Annotated in this window: 16 protein-coding genes; 7 read left to right on the top strand and 9 right to left on the bottom strand. The window is 68.5% G+C overall.

Going from position 1 to position 15,350, the window contains the following annotated elements; translation table 11 throughout:
• The first annotated feature begins 3 nt into the window (after positions 1–3).
• On the top strand, positions 4–234 hold the full coding sequence (locus ABGB19_RS19980) for a hypothetical protein (RefSeq protein ID WP_347687723.1): 231 nt from the start codon (positions 4–6) through the stop codon (positions 232–234).
• Here ABGB19_RS19980 and ABGB19_RS19975 read toward each other — a convergent pair.
• Complete coding sequence (locus tag ABGB19_RS19975) at positions 231–632, bottom strand: SRPBCC family protein (protein WP_347687722.1); 402 nt, start codon at positions 630–632, stop codon at positions 231–233. The genes ABGB19_RS19980 and ABGB19_RS19975 overlap by 4 nt on opposite strands.
• A gap of 30 nt (positions 633–662) precedes the next feature.
• On the opposite strand from ABGB19_RS19975, the gene ABGB19_RS19970 reads away from it, so the two are divergent.
• Together ABGB19_RS19970 and ABGB19_RS19965 are read left to right on the top strand one after the other, a co-directional pair.
• Positions 663–1,346, top strand: a complete 684-nt coding sequence (locus tag ABGB19_RS19970; RefSeq protein WP_347687721.1) for a hypothetical protein — start codon at positions 663–665, stop codon at positions 1,344–1,346.
• Between the two features lie 17 nt (positions 1,347–1,363).
• Positions 1,364–2,152: a DUF6498-containing protein gene (locus ABGB19_RS19965; RefSeq protein ID WP_347687720.1), complete on the top strand. Its 789-nt coding sequence runs from the start codon at positions 1,364–1,366 to the stop codon at positions 2,150–2,152.
• Here the strand turns inward: ABGB19_RS19965 and dnaE are convergent.
• From dnaE to lspA, 7 genes are all read right to left on the bottom strand, one after another.
• Positions 2,115–5,648 (bottom strand): DNA polymerase III subunit alpha, encoded by a 3,534-nt coding sequence (dnaE, locus tag ABGB19_RS19960; protein WP_347687719.1) that lies wholly within the window; start codon positions 5,646–5,648, stop codon positions 2,115–2,117. The genes ABGB19_RS19965 and dnaE overlap by 38 nt on opposite strands.
• A gap of 76 nt (positions 5,649–5,724) precedes the next feature.
• Positions 5,725–6,447 carry a TetR/AcrR family transcriptional regulator gene (locus tag ABGB19_RS19955; RefSeq protein WP_347687718.1) on the bottom strand — a complete coding sequence of 241 codons (723 nt, stop codon included), beginning with the start codon at positions 6,445–6,447 and terminating at the stop codon, positions 5,725–5,727.
• Between the two features lie 82 nt (positions 6,448–6,529).
• Positions 6,530–7,702, bottom strand: a complete 1,173-nt coding sequence (locus ABGB19_RS19950) for a DUF6596 domain-containing protein (RefSeq protein WP_347687827.1) — start codon at positions 7,700–7,702, stop codon at positions 6,530–6,532.
• Positions 7,703–7,749: 47 nt separating this feature from the next.
• Positions 7,750–8,127 carry a YciI family protein gene (locus ABGB19_RS19945; RefSeq protein ID WP_347687717.1) on the bottom strand — a complete coding sequence of 126 codons (378 nt, stop codon included), beginning with the start codon at positions 8,125–8,127 and terminating at the stop codon, positions 7,750–7,752.
• Between the two features lie 26 nt (positions 8,128–8,153).
• Positions 8,154–9,056, bottom strand: a complete 903-nt coding sequence (gene rarD, locus ABGB19_RS19940; RefSeq protein ID WP_347687716.1) for an EamA family transporter RarD — start codon at positions 9,054–9,056, stop codon at positions 8,154–8,156.
• Positions 9,053–9,982, bottom strand: coding sequence for an RluA family pseudouridine synthase (locus ABGB19_RS19935; RefSeq protein ID WP_347687715.1), 930 nt, complete (start codon positions 9,980–9,982; stop codon positions 9,053–9,055). Before ABGB19_RS19935 ends, rarD begins: the two co-directional genes overlap by 4 nt.
• A complete protein-coding gene (gene lspA, locus ABGB19_RS19930; protein ID WP_347687714.1) occupies positions 9,983–10,570 on the bottom strand; it encodes a signal peptidase II in 588 nt (195 codons plus the stop codon).
• A 43-nt stretch (positions 10,571–10,613) separates the two neighbouring features.
• Here lspA and ABGB19_RS19925 point away from each other — a divergent pair, with 43 nt between their 5' ends.
• Positions 10,614–11,534 (top strand): asparaginase, encoded by a 921-nt coding sequence (locus ABGB19_RS19925; protein ID WP_347687713.1) that lies wholly within the window; start codon positions 10,614–10,616, stop codon positions 11,532–11,534.
• Here ABGB19_RS19925 and ABGB19_RS19920 read toward each other — a convergent pair.
• The gene (locus tag ABGB19_RS19920) at positions 11,499–12,887 is read right to left on the bottom strand and encodes a DNA polymerase IV (RefSeq protein WP_347687712.1); all 1,389 of its coding nucleotides are present in this window, start codon (positions 12,885–12,887) and stop codon (positions 11,499–11,501) included. The two genes, ABGB19_RS19925 and ABGB19_RS19920, sit on opposite strands and share 36 nt — an antisense overlap.
• A gap of 31 nt (positions 12,888–12,918) precedes the next feature.
• Between ABGB19_RS19920 and ABGB19_RS19915 the strand changes: the two genes are divergently transcribed.
• The 3 genes from ABGB19_RS19915 (at position 12,919) to ABGB19_RS19905 (ending at position 15,307) form a co-directional block, all read left to right on the top strand.
• A complete protein-coding gene (locus ABGB19_RS19915; protein WP_347687711.1) occupies positions 12,919–13,152 on the top strand; it encodes an RNA-binding S4 domain-containing protein in 234 nt (77 codons plus the stop codon).
• A gap of 490 nt (positions 13,153–13,642) precedes the next feature.
• The gene (locus ABGB19_RS19910) at positions 13,643–14,794 is read left to right on the top strand and encodes a BTAD domain-containing putative transcriptional regulator (RefSeq protein ID WP_347687710.1); all 1,152 of its coding nucleotides are present in this window, start codon (positions 13,643–13,645) and stop codon (positions 14,792–14,794) included.
• Positions 14,795–15,004: 210 nt separating this feature from the next.
• Entirely contained in the window at positions 15,005–15,307 is a 303-nt protein-coding gene (locus ABGB19_RS19905; RefSeq protein ID WP_347687709.1) for a DUF732 domain-containing protein, read from the top strand.
• Positions 15,308–15,350: the final 43 nt, after the last annotated feature.

Below are 15,350 nucleotides of genomic sequence, written 5' to 3'. Positions count from 1 at the left end.
GTCATGACCACCGCCGGGAACTTCCGCACCGCCGCCAGCAGGGTGGCGTGCGATGTCTCGGTTGCCGGCGTGCCATGGCCTGCGTACAAGCTGATCGCGCTGATCCTCGGTGCCCTGGTGGCGGTCGTCGTCGGGCTGGCTACGATGAGCGCGGCGCCCGCCGTACTGGGCGGCGCCGCGGTGGGCGCGGCCGTGTGGCTGGCCCTCAGCGCCTACTGCTCCACCTGCCGCTAGTCCTCGATCAGCCGCCGCAGCGTCGCCAGGTCGGCGGCCACCGCCTCGGCATCCGCCTCGAACTGTCCATCGGACATGCCGGCCCTGCGCCGCACCGCGAACACCACCTCGCAGCGGGGCTCACCGACGCCACCGGGGACGACCCGCATCGGGTTGTAGACCGCCTCGCCGGACGGCAGGTGCACGACGTGGTCGAGGACGCCGAATTCGTTCGGCGGTGCGAACTCGACGGTCACCTCCCCCATCGGCGAGTCGGCCACCCAGCCGGCTGCCGTCTGCCGCAGCCCACCTTCGGCGAGGCCGGCGGCCCACCGCGGCCAGGTCCGCACATCCGCGGCGAACTCGTAGACCACCTCGGGTTGCGCGTCGATCCATACGCTGACGTGTCGCGACTCCATGTCTCCATGGTGGCGCATCACACTTACTTGATGACCTCACCATCGGCGCAGCACCGCGCATCGCCGTGGCTGCGGCGCGGTGAACCGGAGAGCACCGTGCCCGTGTTGATCGCGGTGTTGTCGGCCATGGCGCTGCAGGTCGCCATCCCCAAGTACTACACGCTGGTTCCCCGGTGGCCGCTGTTGGTCCTGGAGGGACTGCTGCTGCTGGCGCTGCTCGCGATCAATCCGCTCGTCATGTCGAGGCGGACGTGGTACGGCCGATGCGCCACGTGGGTGCTGCTGGCCGCGATCACCGTCGACAACACCCTCTCGGCGATTGTGCTGGACATCGGGATCCTGAGCGGTAGCGAGAGCAACGACGCGGCGGTGCTGCTCGGCAGTGGCGCGTCGATCGTCGTCACCAACGTCATCGTGTTCGGCATCTGGTACTGGGACCTCGACCGGGGCGGGCCGTTCGCACGCCGGGCCGGCGAGCGGCCCTATCCCGACTTTCTGTTCCCCCAGATGGCGAATCCCGATGTGGCCGCGCCGGATTGGCGGCCCACATTTCTGGACTACCTCTACGTGAGCGTGACGAACGTGATGGCGTTCTCACCGACCGACACCATGCCGCTGGCCCGCTGGGCGAAGATGATGATGACCGTGCAGGCGATGGTGGCGCTGTCCACGGCCGGTCTTGTAATCGCAAGAGCCGTGAACGTTTTGGGCTGACATGCGACGATGACGGCGTGACCCGGATCGCCAACCTGCTGACACTGGTCGGGGTCAACGCCGTTCCGGCTTCCGGGTGGTTCATCGCGCACTGGTCGGCGGGCACCACACTGACGGTCTACTGGATCGAGAACGTGGCGGTGTGTCTGTTCGTCGCGCTGCGCATCCTGGCCCACCAACGGCTGAGTCCGCGCCGCGGGCACTTCCGATACCTGGCGCCGAACGCCGAGCGCCGCGCGTCGCAGGGCTCGTTCATCAAGGGATTCCTCGTCGTCGGACTCGCGTTCAGCGCCGCGCACGCCGTGTTCCTCGCCGTCATCCTGACGATGCTCACGCACAACGGTGAGGCGACCGCCCGTGTCGACTGGCACACCGTGTGGATCGGCTGCGGGTGGGTGCTCGGGTTCCTCGCCGTGGATCTGGTGCTGGACCTCGTGCGCCTGCGCCACTGGTCGTTCTGGCGCGTCGAGCAGGCGGCCAACCGCGGCCTCGGCCGGGTGATCGTCGTGCATTTCACGCTGATCTTCGGCATGCTCGGTGTCGCCGTCACGGGTGCACCGGCTGCGCTGTTCGGCCTCTTCGTCGTGTTGAAGACGTTGTATGCGCTGGGCTCCGCGCTGCCGCAGTACAGCCCGGCCACCGCGCCCCGGTGGCTCAGCGGACTGATGAACCGGCTGCCGAATGTGCATCCGGGCGAACGGTTCGAGCAGTACTGGGCCGACGAGCAGGCCGAGGAGGCCGACCGGCGCGAGCGCAACGAGGAACCCGTCAGCCGCCCAGGCAGCCGGGGCCGAGAAGCTCCTTGAGGTCACCCATCAGCGCCGACGACGGAGTTACCCGCAACGACGCGTCGAGTTCCAGTGTGGTGATGCGCTCCCCGCTGATCAGCCGCAGATGAACCTGCGAGGTGCCGGGATGACGGGCCAGCACCTGCTTGAGCGCGCTGACCTTGTCCACCGTGCACTGTCGCGTCGGCAGGCTGACCGCCAGCGGACGGTTCAGTTGCGCGCTCGAGAAGTCCGGCGCGACAAGGTCGTTGGCGATCAGTGAGATCCGGTCGTCGCGGATCGCCACCTTCGCACCGACCAGCACGACCGCGTCGTCGGCGATCTCACCGCCGAACGTCGAGTACGTCTGGGGGAAGAACAGCACCTCGATGCCGCCGGTGAGATCCTCCAACTGCGCCGAGGCCCAGGGCAACCCGTTCTTGTTGACCCGCCGGTTCACCGACGCCAGGATGCCCCCGACGCGCACCTGGGTGTCGTTGGGGATGTCGCCGTCGAGAATGGCCGGGATCGCGGTGTCGACCTGATTCGCCAGCAGGTGGGCGATGCCGTTGAGCGGATGCCCCGACACGTAGAGTCCCAGCATCTCCCGTTCGAGCGCGAGCTTGTGCTTGTCGTCCCATTCCTCGTCGGGGACCTTGATGGTGAACACCGCGTCGGTGGCCGTGTCGGCGCCGCCGAAGAGGTCGAACTGGCCCATCGCTTCGGCCTTCTTGGTGCCCAGCACCGAATCCACGGCGTCGGTGTGCACGAGGAACAGGCCCTTGCGGGGGTGACCGAGCGAGTCGAACGCCCCCGCCTTGACCAGCGACTCGGTGACCTTCTTGTTGCAAGCGCCGATGTCGATCTTGTTCAGGTAGTCCGAGAAGTCGACGTACTTGCCCTTCTCGGTGCGCGTGTTGATCAGTGAGGCAACGACATTGGCGCCGACGTTTCGGACCGCGCCAAGTCCGTAGCGGATGTCCTCGCCGACCGAGGCGAAGTTCAGTTCGGACTCGTTGACGTCCGGTGGCAGCACCGTGATGCCGAGCCTGCGGCAGTCGGCGAGGTACACGGCGGCCTTGTCCTTGTCGTCGCCCACCGAGGTGAGCAGGCCGGCCATGTACTCGGCCGGGAAATTCGCCTTCAGGTAGGCCGTCCAGTAGGACACCAGGCCGTAGCCCGCCGCATGCGACTTGTTGAACGCGTAGTCGGCGAACGGCAGCACGGTGTCCCACAGCGCCTTGATCGCGCCCGCGGAGAAGCCGTTGCTCTTCATGCCCTCTGAGAAGCCCTCGTACTCCTTGTCGAGAACCTCACGCTTCTTCTTGCCCATCGCCTTTCGCAGAATGTCTGCTCGGGCGAGCGAGTAGCCGGCCACCTTCTGCGCGATCCGCATGATCTGCTCTTGGTAGACGATCAGGCCGTAGGTCTCCGCGAGGATCTCGCGCAGCGGCTCCTCGAGTTCGGGGTGGATCGGCTTGATGGCCTGCCGGTTGTTCTTGCGGTCGGCGTAGTCGTTGTGGGCGTTCATGCCCATGGGTCCCGGTCGGTACAGCGCGATGACCGCCACCACGTCGCCGAACTCGGTGGGCTGCATGCGCCGCAGCAGGTCGCGCATCGGCCCGCCGTCGAGCTGGAACACGCCCAGGGTGTCGCCGCGGCCGAGCAGTTCGTAGGTGAGCTTGTCGTCCAGCGGCACCGATTCGAGGTCGAGCTCGATGCCCCGGTTGGCCTTGATGTTCTCCAGCGCGTCGCCGATGATCGTCAGGTTGCGCAGGCCCAGGAAGTCCATCTTCAGCAGGCCGATGGCCTCACATGACGGATAGTCCCAGCCGGTGATGATCGCGCCGTCCTGCGGCCGCTTCCACAACGGAATCGCCTGTGTCAGCGGCTCACTGCTCATGATCACCGCGCACGCGTGCACGCCGGCGTTGCGGATCAGCCCCTCCAGGCCTCGCGCTGTCTCGTAGATGGTGCGGACGTCGGGGTCGGTGTCGATCAGCCCGCGGACCTCGGCGGCCTCCTTGTACCGCTCGTGCTCCGGGTCGGTGATCCCCGACAGCGGGATGTCCTTGGCCATGATCGGCGGCGGCAGCGCCTTTGCGATCCGGTCGGCGATCGCGAAACCCGGTTGGCCGTAGTGGATACGCGCCGAATCTTTCAGCGCCGCTTTCGTTTTGATGGTGCCGAAGGTGATGACCTGGGCGACGCGGTCCTGACCCCACTTGTCGGCGGCATAGCGCACCATCTCACCGCGCCTGCGGTCGTCGAAGTCGATGTCGATGTCGGGCATCGAGGCGCGCTCCGGGTTGAGGAAGCGCTCGAACAGCAGCCCGTGCTCGATCGGGTCGATGTCGGTGATGCGCAGTGCGTAGGCCACCAGCGAGCCCGCCGCCGAGCCGCGACCGGGCCCGACCCGGATGTCGACCGAGCGCGCATAGCTCACCAGGTCGGCCACGATCAGGAAGTACGACGGATAACCCTTGGCGCAGATGACGTCGATCTCGTAGGCGGCGCGGTCGATGTAGGACTGCGGCACCCCGTCGGGGAACCGCCGCGCCAGGCCCGCGTCCACCTCGTGGCGCAGCCATGACGCCTGGTCGTGGCCCTCGGGCACCGGGAATACCGGCATCCGGTCGCGCATCGTCCAGACGTCCTCATACGTGCTGACCCGTTCGGCGATCAGCAGCGTCGAGTCGCAGGCTCCGGGCACGGCGCCGTCCCAGATCGCGCGCATATCGGCGGCCGACTTGAGGAAGTAACCGTCGCCGTCGAACTTGAACCGGTTCGGATCCGACAGCGTCTTGCCGGTCTGCACGCACAACAGCGCCTCGTGGTTGTGGGCGGCGTCGCGGGTGACGTAGTGGCAGTCGTTGGTGGCCAGCGGCGGGATGCCGAGCTTCTGGCCGATCTCGAGCAGCCCCTCGCGCACCCGGCGCTCGATGTCGAGGCCGTGGTCCATCAGCTCGAGGAAGAAGTTCTGCGGGCCGAAGATCTCCCGCCACTTCGCGGCGGCCTCCAGCGCCTCGCGATCGTGACCGAGCCGAAGCCGGGTCTGCACCTCACCGGACGGGCAGCCGGTGGTCGCGATGATGCCCTCGGCGTGCTCGGCGATGAGCTCGGCGTCCATGCGCGACCACTTGCCGAGCTGACCCTCGAACGACGCCAGCGACGACAGCTTGAACAGGTTGCGCAGACCGGTCGCGTTCTCGGCGACCATGGTCATGTGGGTGTAGGACCCGCTGCCGGAGACGTCGTCACCCTTCTGGCTGGGATCGCCCCACAGAATGCGCTTGGTGTCGAATCGAGAACCGGGAGCGATATACGCCTCCACACCGATGATCGGCTTGATGCCGGCATCGGTTGCCGCGTTGTAGAACTCGCTGGCGCCGAACATGTTTCCGTGATCGGTCATGCCGATCGCCGGCATCTCCAGCCGCTGCGCCTCGGCGAGCATGGGCTTGACCTTCGCGGCACCGTCCAACATCGAATACTCGGTGTGGTTATGCAGGTGCACGAAGGACGACGAGTTCATAGGGAGGCCAGTCTATGACCGTGCTCCGACAGATCCCGGCGTGTCGGGGTGCGTGTCTTTGCCGGTTCTCCGCGGGTCACGCGCCGAACGCGATGGCCCTGAAATGTCGGGAGGAATCCGACGCTTGCCCGTACCGCAGCGGGTCGGCCACCAGCGCCACCGATGCGTCGACCACGGACGGACCGACCGCGGGTCTCTGCACGCGACCCGACGAATTCAGCAATCCCTTCCGGAACATGCGGTTTAGTTGCTTGGCAATGTCGGCAAGGTCGTCGGCGGAATGCACGAAGCCGGCGAAGAAGCCCACGCCCCAGAACATCGCGTACAGCATGTTGACCACCGCGGGGGCGTCGGCGTCGGCGGGCAGTTCTCCGGTCGCGATGGCCTCCTCGACGATCCGGGCGTAGAACTCGGCGACGGCCTCGCTGACCGGCGTGGCGCTGCCGCGCAGGCTGGGACAGCGGTGCTGCTCGAAGCGGGACGTGACGATGAACCGCATCAGCGACCCGTCCGACAGGTCCGCCCTGCGTGCCGCCACGACGAACGTCGTCAGCTGTTTCAGCAGGCCATCTTCGCGTTGAGCGGCGGCGATGCAGTCGGAGACGATCGAGTACGCCTCCTGCTGGAGGTTTTCGTAGATCTCTTCCTTGGTGTGGAAGTAGTAGTGCATGGTCGGGCGGCTGAACCCGGCGCGCAGCGCGATGGCCTGGAACGTCGCCGCCTCATAGCCGCGTTCGTTGATCACCTCGCGCGCGGCGCGCCGGATCGCGGCGCGCGTCTCGGCCGAGTCGGACCCCACGGGGCGACCCCGTCCGCGTCCGCCTGGTACCGGCTGGTCCCCGCTGGCCATTGGCAAACGCTAAGACATTGCTGATCCGCGGTCAACAGGACACGGTTCGCAAACGTCGCGAAAGATACTCGACGACTCCGGGGTCGGTCGTGAGTGCGATCGCGCGCCGGTACGCCGCGACCGCCTCGGCGGGCCGGTCGGCCGAGGCCAGCAGGTGGGCGCGGGTGGCCCAGGCCGGCTGGAACCGTTCGATGCCGGCGTCGGTGATCGCGTCGAGGGCACGCAGGCCCGCGGCCGGACCGTCCACCTCACCGTCGACGGCCGCCGACGCGACGGCGGCGCCCAGAGACGGCGCCACCCGCAGCACCGCCTTGTGCAGTTTCTGCAGTGCCTCGGTGTCCACCCGGCCGGTCGTCGCCCTGGCGCAGTGCGCGGACTGGATGGCCGCCTCGTACTGGAAGCGGCCCGGTCGGCCGAAGGCGTGCGCGCGGTGTAGCAGGGCTTCGCCGCGGGTGATCAGCGCGGCATCCCAGCGCTGGTGGTCCTGCTCGTCGAGCGCAACGAAGACGCCGTCGGCGCTGCGCCGGGCCGCCCGCCGCGACTCCGACAGGCACACCAGCGCTGCGAGTCCCAGCACCTCCGGCTCGTCGGGCAGCAGATCGGCCAGCACCAGCGCCAGATGCAACGCCTCGGCCGACAACGTCTCGATCGGCGGCCCCTGCGGCGTGAGTTGCCAGTCGATCGCATAGGCCCCGTAGACCGCCTCCAGCACGGCGGGCAGCCTCGCCGCGAGGTCGTCGCGCTGCGGCAGCAGGAACGGGATGCCTGCAGTGCGGATCCGTTTCTTGGCTCGCACCAGCCGCTGGGCCATGGCGGCCGGTTCGATGGCGAAGGCCGCGCCGATCGCGGCGGCGTCCACACCGAGCACCGTCTGCAGCATCAGCGGCGTGCGGATGTTCTCGGCGATCGCGGGATGGGCGCAGACCAACATGAGCTCGAGGCGGCGGTCCGGAAGCGTGGGCACCTCCTCGCCGGCGGCGGCTGCCTCGACGACGGTGGCGGCGCCGAGTGGCTCGGTCATCCGGTGCGCCGACGACTTCCACATGTCGCGCAGCCGGTTGCGTGCCACCGTGAACAGCCAGCCCTCGGGGCTGGCGGGAACGCCGTCGACGGGCCAGCGCTGCAGCGCGCGTTCCATGGCGTCGGCGAGCGCGTCCTCGGCGGCGGCGATGTCACGGCTCGGCGCGGCCAGCGCGGCCAGCAGCCGGCCGTAGCCGTCGCGGGCGACCGCAGCCACCCGCGACTGTGCCTCTACGGCGTGTACCATCCGCGGTCGGCCGCGTAAGTCGTTGCGACGGGCCGGATCTCGACCGACCCCCAGCCGTTGGCGGGGTTACGGTGGGCCCACGCCAACGCCTCGTCGAGGTTGTCCACCTCGATGACGAAGATGCCGCCAAGCTTCTCCTTGGTGTCGGCGAACGGGCCGTCCTGAACCTCGGGCGTGCCGTTGCGCGCGGTCACGGTGGTGGTGGCGATGACGGACTCCAGCACCTCGGTGTCGATCAGCACCCCGGCCGCCGACAGGTCGTCGGCGTAGACCTTGAACGCCTCCATGGCCGGAGCCATGTCCTCTTCGGTCAGGCCGACCTCGGAACCCTCCTGATAGTGCATCAACAGGCAATACCGCATGACATGTCCTTTCCCAGACGATGGTGTCACGGGTATGACGATTCGAGGGGGCGCCGATCGACACGTGCGCGCCGGATCGCGTCGACGCTGAACACCAGCAACGCCAGCCAGATCAGCGCGAAGCCCAGCCAGCGCGCCGGCGGCATCGGCTCGTGTCCGACGACCACGCCCCACGTCAGCTGCATGGCCGGGGTCAGGTAGAACAGCAGGCCCATCGTCACCAGCGGCAGCCGCTGCGCGGCCGCGGCGAACAGCAACAGCGGAAGTGCCGTCACCACTCCGGACAGCACCATCAGTGCGACATGGCCGCCGCCGTGAGCTGTGAACGTGCCACGTCCGGTCAGCTCGAGCACGACGATGTAGGCCGCGGCGAAGGGGGTGGCCAGGCCCGCTTCCACACCGACGCTCACCCGCGGGTCCGTCGGCACGACCTTCTTGACCGCGCCGTAGAGACCGAACGACAGCGCCAGCCCGATCCCGATGTAGGGCGGCGCGCCCACGTCCACCGTGAGCACCAGGACCGCAGCCACCGCGATCGCCAGTGCCGCGAACTGCGCGCGATTGAGCCGCTCGCGGAAGACGACGAGCCCCAGCGCGACCGTGACCAGCGGGTTGATGAAGTAGCCGAGCGCAGCGTCGACGACGTGGCCGTTGTTGACGGCGTAGACGTAGATCACCCAGTTCACCGAGATCAGCGCCGACGCGGCGGTCAACAGCAGCCAGGTGCGGCCGGTGATGGTCCGGAGGTCGCCGAGCCGACGGACACCGGCGATGACGACGACCATCAGCGCGAAGCTCCACACGATGCGGTGTGCGAGCACCTCGACCGCGTTCGCCGGCTTGAGCAGCGGGAAGAAGGCGGGGAAGGTGCCCCAGCACACGTAGGCGCCCACGCCGAACAGCAACCCGGACCTACGGGCGTCGCTCACAATTCGTGGTTACGCAGCACGTCGAGCGCATGCTGCAGATCGGCCGGGTACGGGCTGGTGATCTCGAGGCGGCGCCCATCGGCCGGATGCGCGAACGCCAGCGACCGGGCATGGAGCCACTGGCGTTCCAGCCCAAGCTTTTTCGCCAGCGTCGGATCCGCACCATAGGTGAGGTCACCGACGCAGGGGTGGTGCAGGGCGGCGAAGTGCACGCGGATCTGGTGGGTGCGGCCGGTCTCGAGTTCGATGTCGAGCAGGCTGGCGGCCCTGTGCGCCTCGAGCGTGTCGTAATGGGTGACGCTGTGCCTGCCGTTCTCGGTGACCGCGAACTTCCAGTCGTGGCCGCGGTGCCTGCCGATCGGGGCGTCGATGGTTCCGCTGGACGGGTCGGGGTGGCCCTGTACCAGCGCGTGATAGCGCTTCTCGACGGTGCGCTGCTTGAACGCCCGCTTGAGCACCGTGTACGCGCGCTCGGACAGCGCGACGACCATGACACCCGAAGTGCCGACGTCGAGGCGGTGCACGATGCCCTGCCGTTCGTGGATGCCCGAGGTGCTGATGCGGAATCCCGCGGCGGCCAGGCCGCCCAGCACGCTCGGACCGCTCCAGCCGACGGTCGCGTGCGCGGCGACCCCGGGCGGCTTGTCGACCGCGACGATGTCGTCGTCGGAGTACAGGATCGCCATGCCCTCGATGGCGACGGGCGTGTTCTCCACCGGCGCAGGCGCTTCGGGCAGTCGCACGTCCAGCCACGCGCCGGGGGTGAGCTTGTCGGACTTTCCGGCGCGGACGCCGTCGATGTCGACGCCACCCTCCTCGGCCAGCGCGGCGGCCGCGGTCCTGGACAGGCCGAGCAGTCGCGCGAGACCGGCATCGACCCTCATCCCCGCGAGCCCTTCCGGGACCGGGAGCGACCGGTCGGCCATCTAGGAGTCCCCGGCCGACTTGCGACGCCCGACGGTGCCTGATTCGTCGCCCGGCTGGCGCCGTCCGACGGCGTCGAAGTCGTAGCCGAACAGCGAAAGCGCGACGAGCAGGATCGCCCCGCCCACCACCGAGGGGTCTGCCACGTTGAACACCGGCCACCAGCCGATGGACAGGAAGTCAACGACGTGGCCCTGCAGCGGTCCCGGGGAGCGGAAGAACCGGTCGACGAGGTTGCCCATCGCACCGCCGAGAATCATGCCCAGCCCAACGGCCCACCACGGGGAGACCAACCGGCGGCCCATCATGACGATGCCGATCACCACGCCGGTGGCGATCAACGTCAGCACCCAGGTGTAGCCGGTGGCCATCGAGAACGCGGCACCCGAATTGCGCACCAGCGTCCAGGTCACCGTGTCGCCGATGATCGACACGGGCTGCCCGGGCGTGAGCAGCTTGACCGCGAGCACCTTCGTGACGATGTCGGTCACCAGCACCACCGCCGCGACCGTGAGCAGCAGCCGCAGCCGCCGCCTCGGCGGGGCGTGCTCGTCGGTCGTCTGCTCGGCCGCTCCCGAGTCGTCAGTCACTCCCCCATCATTCCAGGGCGTGCATCCGGGAGAATCTCGGTCCATGGGCCGTCTCGTCGTCGTCACCACCGGCGGGACCATCGCGACCAGTGCCGGCCCCGACGGGGTCAAGCGGCCCACCCGCAGCGGCGCCGAGCTCACATCCGGGCTGAACGTCGAGGTCGTCGACCTGCTGGCGGTGGACAGCTCACAGCTGACACCCGCGGACTGGGACCGGATCCGGGCGGCGGTCACCGCCGCCGGCGCCGACGGTGTGGTGGTCACCCACGGCACCGACACCATGGAGGAGACGGCGCTGTGGCTGGAGCTGACCTATGACGGCGAAGCGCCCGTGGTGCTGACGGGCGCGCAGCGCAGCGCCGACGCCCCCGACCCCGACGGCCCGGGCAACCTGCGCGATGCGCTGACGGTCGCGGCCAGCCCTGCGGCCCGGGGACTCGGGGTGCTGGTGAGCCTCGCCGGGGTCGTCTGGCAGCCGCTGGGCCTGCAGAAAGTCGCGACCGCCGACCTGCGGGGCTTCGCAGGCACGGCTGTGGGCGCGGTGTCGGGCACCGGGTTCACCGCCGAGGCCGCCAAGGACCGGGCGTACCTCGGGCCGCTGACTGCAGCGGACGCGCCGCGAGTGGACGTCGTCGTCGCCTACCCGGGCGCCGACTCCGTCGCAATGGATGCGTGCGTGGCCGCAGGCGCCCGCGGCATCGTGCTCGAGGCGCTGGGCGCGGGCAACGCCGGGACGGCGGTGATCGACGGGGTGCGCAGGCTCTGCGGCGCCGGGGTGGCGGTCGTTGTCTCGACGCGGGTGCCGGGGGGCCGGGTCAGTCCGGGCTACGGCCCCGGCCGCGACCTGGTCGACGCGGGCGCGGTGCCGGTGCCTCGGCTGCGGCCGCCCCAGGCCCGGGTGCTGCTGATGGCCGCGCTCGCCGCCGGCTCACCCGTCGAGGACGTCGTCGCCCGCTGGGGCTGAACGGGCGGCCAGCGCGCTGACATAGTCCGGCCAGTCCAGGCTGTCGACCGGGTTAGCGCGTTCGATGCCCGGAGTGTCGGCGGGGAAGGTGCGGGCCTGTCCGGGGCCGGTGCCCCGTGTCTCGAACCGCACGGTCATCACCCCGTGCCCGGCACCCTGGATCCAGCCGTGCCCGAACTCCGGATGGGTGACGTCGTCGCCGACCCGCCAGGCCGGTGGTGCCGCGGCGAGATCGGTGACCGTCGGTGGCAGCCGGCTGTCGGAGACCTCGTCGGCGTCCATCAGGTCCAGGTCCGGGAACAGCGACTCCTGACGGACATCGGAGAGCCCCGAAAAGCCAACGCCGACAAGCCGAATCGGCCCGATCTCGACCGGGTCGAGCAGCAGGCGGCGCGCGGTGGCGATCAGGGTGCCCGCATCGGTGGTGGCGTACGGCAGGGTGGCCGAGCGCGTCAGCGTGCTCATATCGGATTTCTTCAGCTTGACCGTGACGGTGCGCGCGCCGCGGCCGTCCTTCTCCAGCCGCGCGTGGGCGTGCTCGCCGATGGGTCCGGCGGCCTCCCGCAACTGGTCGAGGGTGGTCAGGTCCTCCGGAAACGTCGACTCCGCGCTGATCTGCTTGGCGGGCGCGTTCTCGGCGACCGGCCGGTCGTCGATGCCGCGGGCCAGCCGGTGCAGCGCCGGGCCGACGGTGCCGCCGAGGATGTCGGCCGCCTCGGCGTCGCTCAGTGCCGCGAACGCCCCGATGGTCTCGATGCCGAGCCGGTGCAGCTTCTCCTCGGCGACGGGCCCGATGCCCCACAGCTTGCGCACCGGCAGCGCGGCGAGCAGTGCGCGCTCCTCGTCGCGGCGCACGATCCGGATGCCGTCGGGCTTGGCCAGTCCCGAGGCGATCTTGGCGATCTGCTTGCCCGAGCCGGCGCCGACGGAGGCGACGAGCCCCGTCTCGTCGAACACCCGGGCCTTCAGCGCGAGGCAGAACTGTTCGGCGTCGGCCGCCGCTGCCCCCACCAGCTCGGCGGGTTCCCCGAACGCCTCGTCGTAGGAGAGTTGTTCCAGCACGGGAACCATCGTGCGGACCGTCTCGAAAACCCGGCGGCTGGCCAGCCCGTAGACGACGCCGCGCGGCGGCAGCACCACGGCGGTGACGCCGACCAACCTGCGGGCCTGGTGCATGGGCATCGCCGAGCGCGCGCCGTACACGCGTGACTCGTAGCTGGCGCCGGCGACCACCCCGCGGCCACCGAGCCCGCCGACCAGCACCGGCCTGCCGCGCAGCGTCGGACGCGTCAGCTGCTCGACCGACGCGAAGAACGCGTCCATGTCCAGGTGCAGGACCCAGCGAGCGTCCACATGCCGATGCTAGGGCGCTAGCCTGACGGCCATGGCGCACCCGGGAGCCGAGCCTGCCGATATTCCGATCCGGGACGCCTCGATCCGGCTCGGGCAGTTCCTCAAGCTGGCCGGACTCCTCGACTCCGGCGCGGATGCCAAGTCGGTCATCGCCGAAGGGCTGGTCACCGTCAACGGCGAGGTCGAATATCGGCGCGGCAGGCAGTTGCGCCTCGCGGATGTCGTCGCGTTCTCCGGCCGCGGCGCACGTGTCGCCGATGGCTGAGTTCGCGCAGCAGTGGGTCGAGCACTTCGAGCGCAACGACGCGGTTCTCGTATGGCTGCGCCGGCTGATGGGCCTCCACAGGGAGCCGATCTGGCGGATGCGTGCCGCGATCCCGCGACGCGCGCGGTGGCCGCGCGGATCCTCTAACACCGGCTTTACCTCGGGTTGGCCGACGCCGGCCCGGCGGTCCGTCTTTGGCCGCCGTCCTGTGGTGGGTGACCGCGATCGGTGCGACAGTGGTGGTCGCCTCCGACCACGGCCCGCTGCTGGAAGCGATCGGCTAGCGGCGCACGCGGTTCGCTCGCGATGTTCTCCGTGATTTCCGACCCGATAAGGCTTTACGATCGCCCCCCTGCCCGATAATCGGTCGACAGGATCACAAACGACCGCCCACGGGTGCACAGCCAACTCGACAAGATCCCGCCCGGAGAATGCGAGCTTTCACGCGGGCACGAGGCGAACGGTTGACTTCGGGGAGGGGAACGAAGCAATGGCGGGGGCAGGTCTCGGATATGGGCTTCTGGGACCGTTACAGATGACTGTTGACGGCAACCTCGTGGCGTTGGGAACTCCCAAGCAACGCGCGGTTCTGGCGGCGCTGCTTATCAACCGCAACAGGCCGGTGGGGATCGATTCGCTAGTCAACGCCGCGTGGCAGGATTCGTCACCTGCACGGGCGGGCGCCAGTATCCACACGTACGTCTCGAACCTGCGCAGACTGCTGAGCAACGCGGGCATCGACCCGAAAACAGTGTTGGTCAATTCACCGCCGGGCTATCGGCTCGATATCGGCGACGAGGGTGTCGACCTGGGGCGATTCGTCACCGCGAAAACCGCAGGGATGATCGCCGCCTCCGCGGGCCGATTCGAGGAGGCAAGCCGCCGATTGTCAGCCGCGCTGAGCGAATGGCGTGGACCCGTGCTGCAGGATCTGCATGACCTCGAGTATTTTGCGGCGTTCGCCATCGGACTTGCGGAGGAGAAGGTTGTCGTCCAAAGCGCCCGCGCCGAGGCCGAAATAGCCTGCGGTCGAGGCAACGGGGTCATCACCGAACTGGAAGTTCTTGCCGAAGAGCACCCCTACCGCGAACCGTTGTGGGCGCAGTTGATCACTGCCTACTATCTCGCCGGACGTCAGTCCGACGCACTCGACACCTATCGCCGATTGAAGTCCACCCTTGCCGACGACCTCGGCATCGACCCCGCAGCCCCACTGCAAACGCTTCACCAGCGGATTCTGCGCCAGGAAATTCTGGACGTGAAGCGGACCGCGCAGACGACCGCCGCCAAGACCATCACCGCCATTCAACGACGTACAGCGATGAACGTCAGGTCGGCTGTCGCCCGGCTGCGCGACACCTCGGGACAGTGCTATGTGTTGCGGGCCGCGGCCACGCGAATCGGCCGCCGCGCCGACAACGACATTGTTCTCGCCGACCCCCAAGTAAGCCGGCATCATGCGGTCATCATCGACACCGGCACCAGCTACCTCATCACTGACCTGCAGTCCGCCAACGGCCTAGAGGTTCAACAACAACCTATCCGGAGCACCGCCGCCCTCACAGATGGCGACGAGATCCGAATTGGTTTGCACAACTTCACGTTTGAATTCTGTGAGGTCTCTCCGTCGGCCACGACGTGAAACCGAGTTGGTTCCAGGCCCGCTGAGCCCAACACCTTCTCGGGTATCTGCACTGCCCGCTGTCGCGGCAATCGACTTTCTGGCTCGCGTCTGCGCGAGCACATTCACGAGGCCGCTGCGGTCCTTTGAGGATCCTTTGAGCCCACCCGGTCATTGTCACTTGCATCAAGGACGGCGCCGTGCCATCCACCTACTGAAGGGAAAGTCAACATGAAGTTCAACAAGGCGATCGGGGGGTCTTTGCTCGGGCTGGCTCTCGCGATCGGGGTGGCCACCGCCGCGGCGGGTACAGCGCAAGCCGACCCCGCCAGCTACATCGACGACTTGTCCAGCGCCGGGTTCTATGGCGACAGCGACGAAGCCCTCGCGCTCGGCTACGCAGTCTGCGACCTCGTTACAGAGGGATACACGCAGGACGAACTCGTCGACGGGGTCTGGGCCGACACCGATGAATCGATCAGTTTTTCGGATGCCCAGTACATCGTGGAGTCGGCGGAGATCTTCCTCTGCTGATCAGACGCCTCCGGCGGAAGCGCCCCCTCCTATGGACGGGGCG

Source organism: Mycobacterium sp. B14F4 (genome assembly GCF_039871645.1).
Taxonomy (GTDB): Bacteria; Actinomycetota; Actinomycetes; order Mycobacteriales; family Mycobacteriaceae; genus Mycobacterium.
Note: the sequence above shows the minus strand (reverse complement) of the source record. Positions and strands in the feature narration are given on the sequence as shown.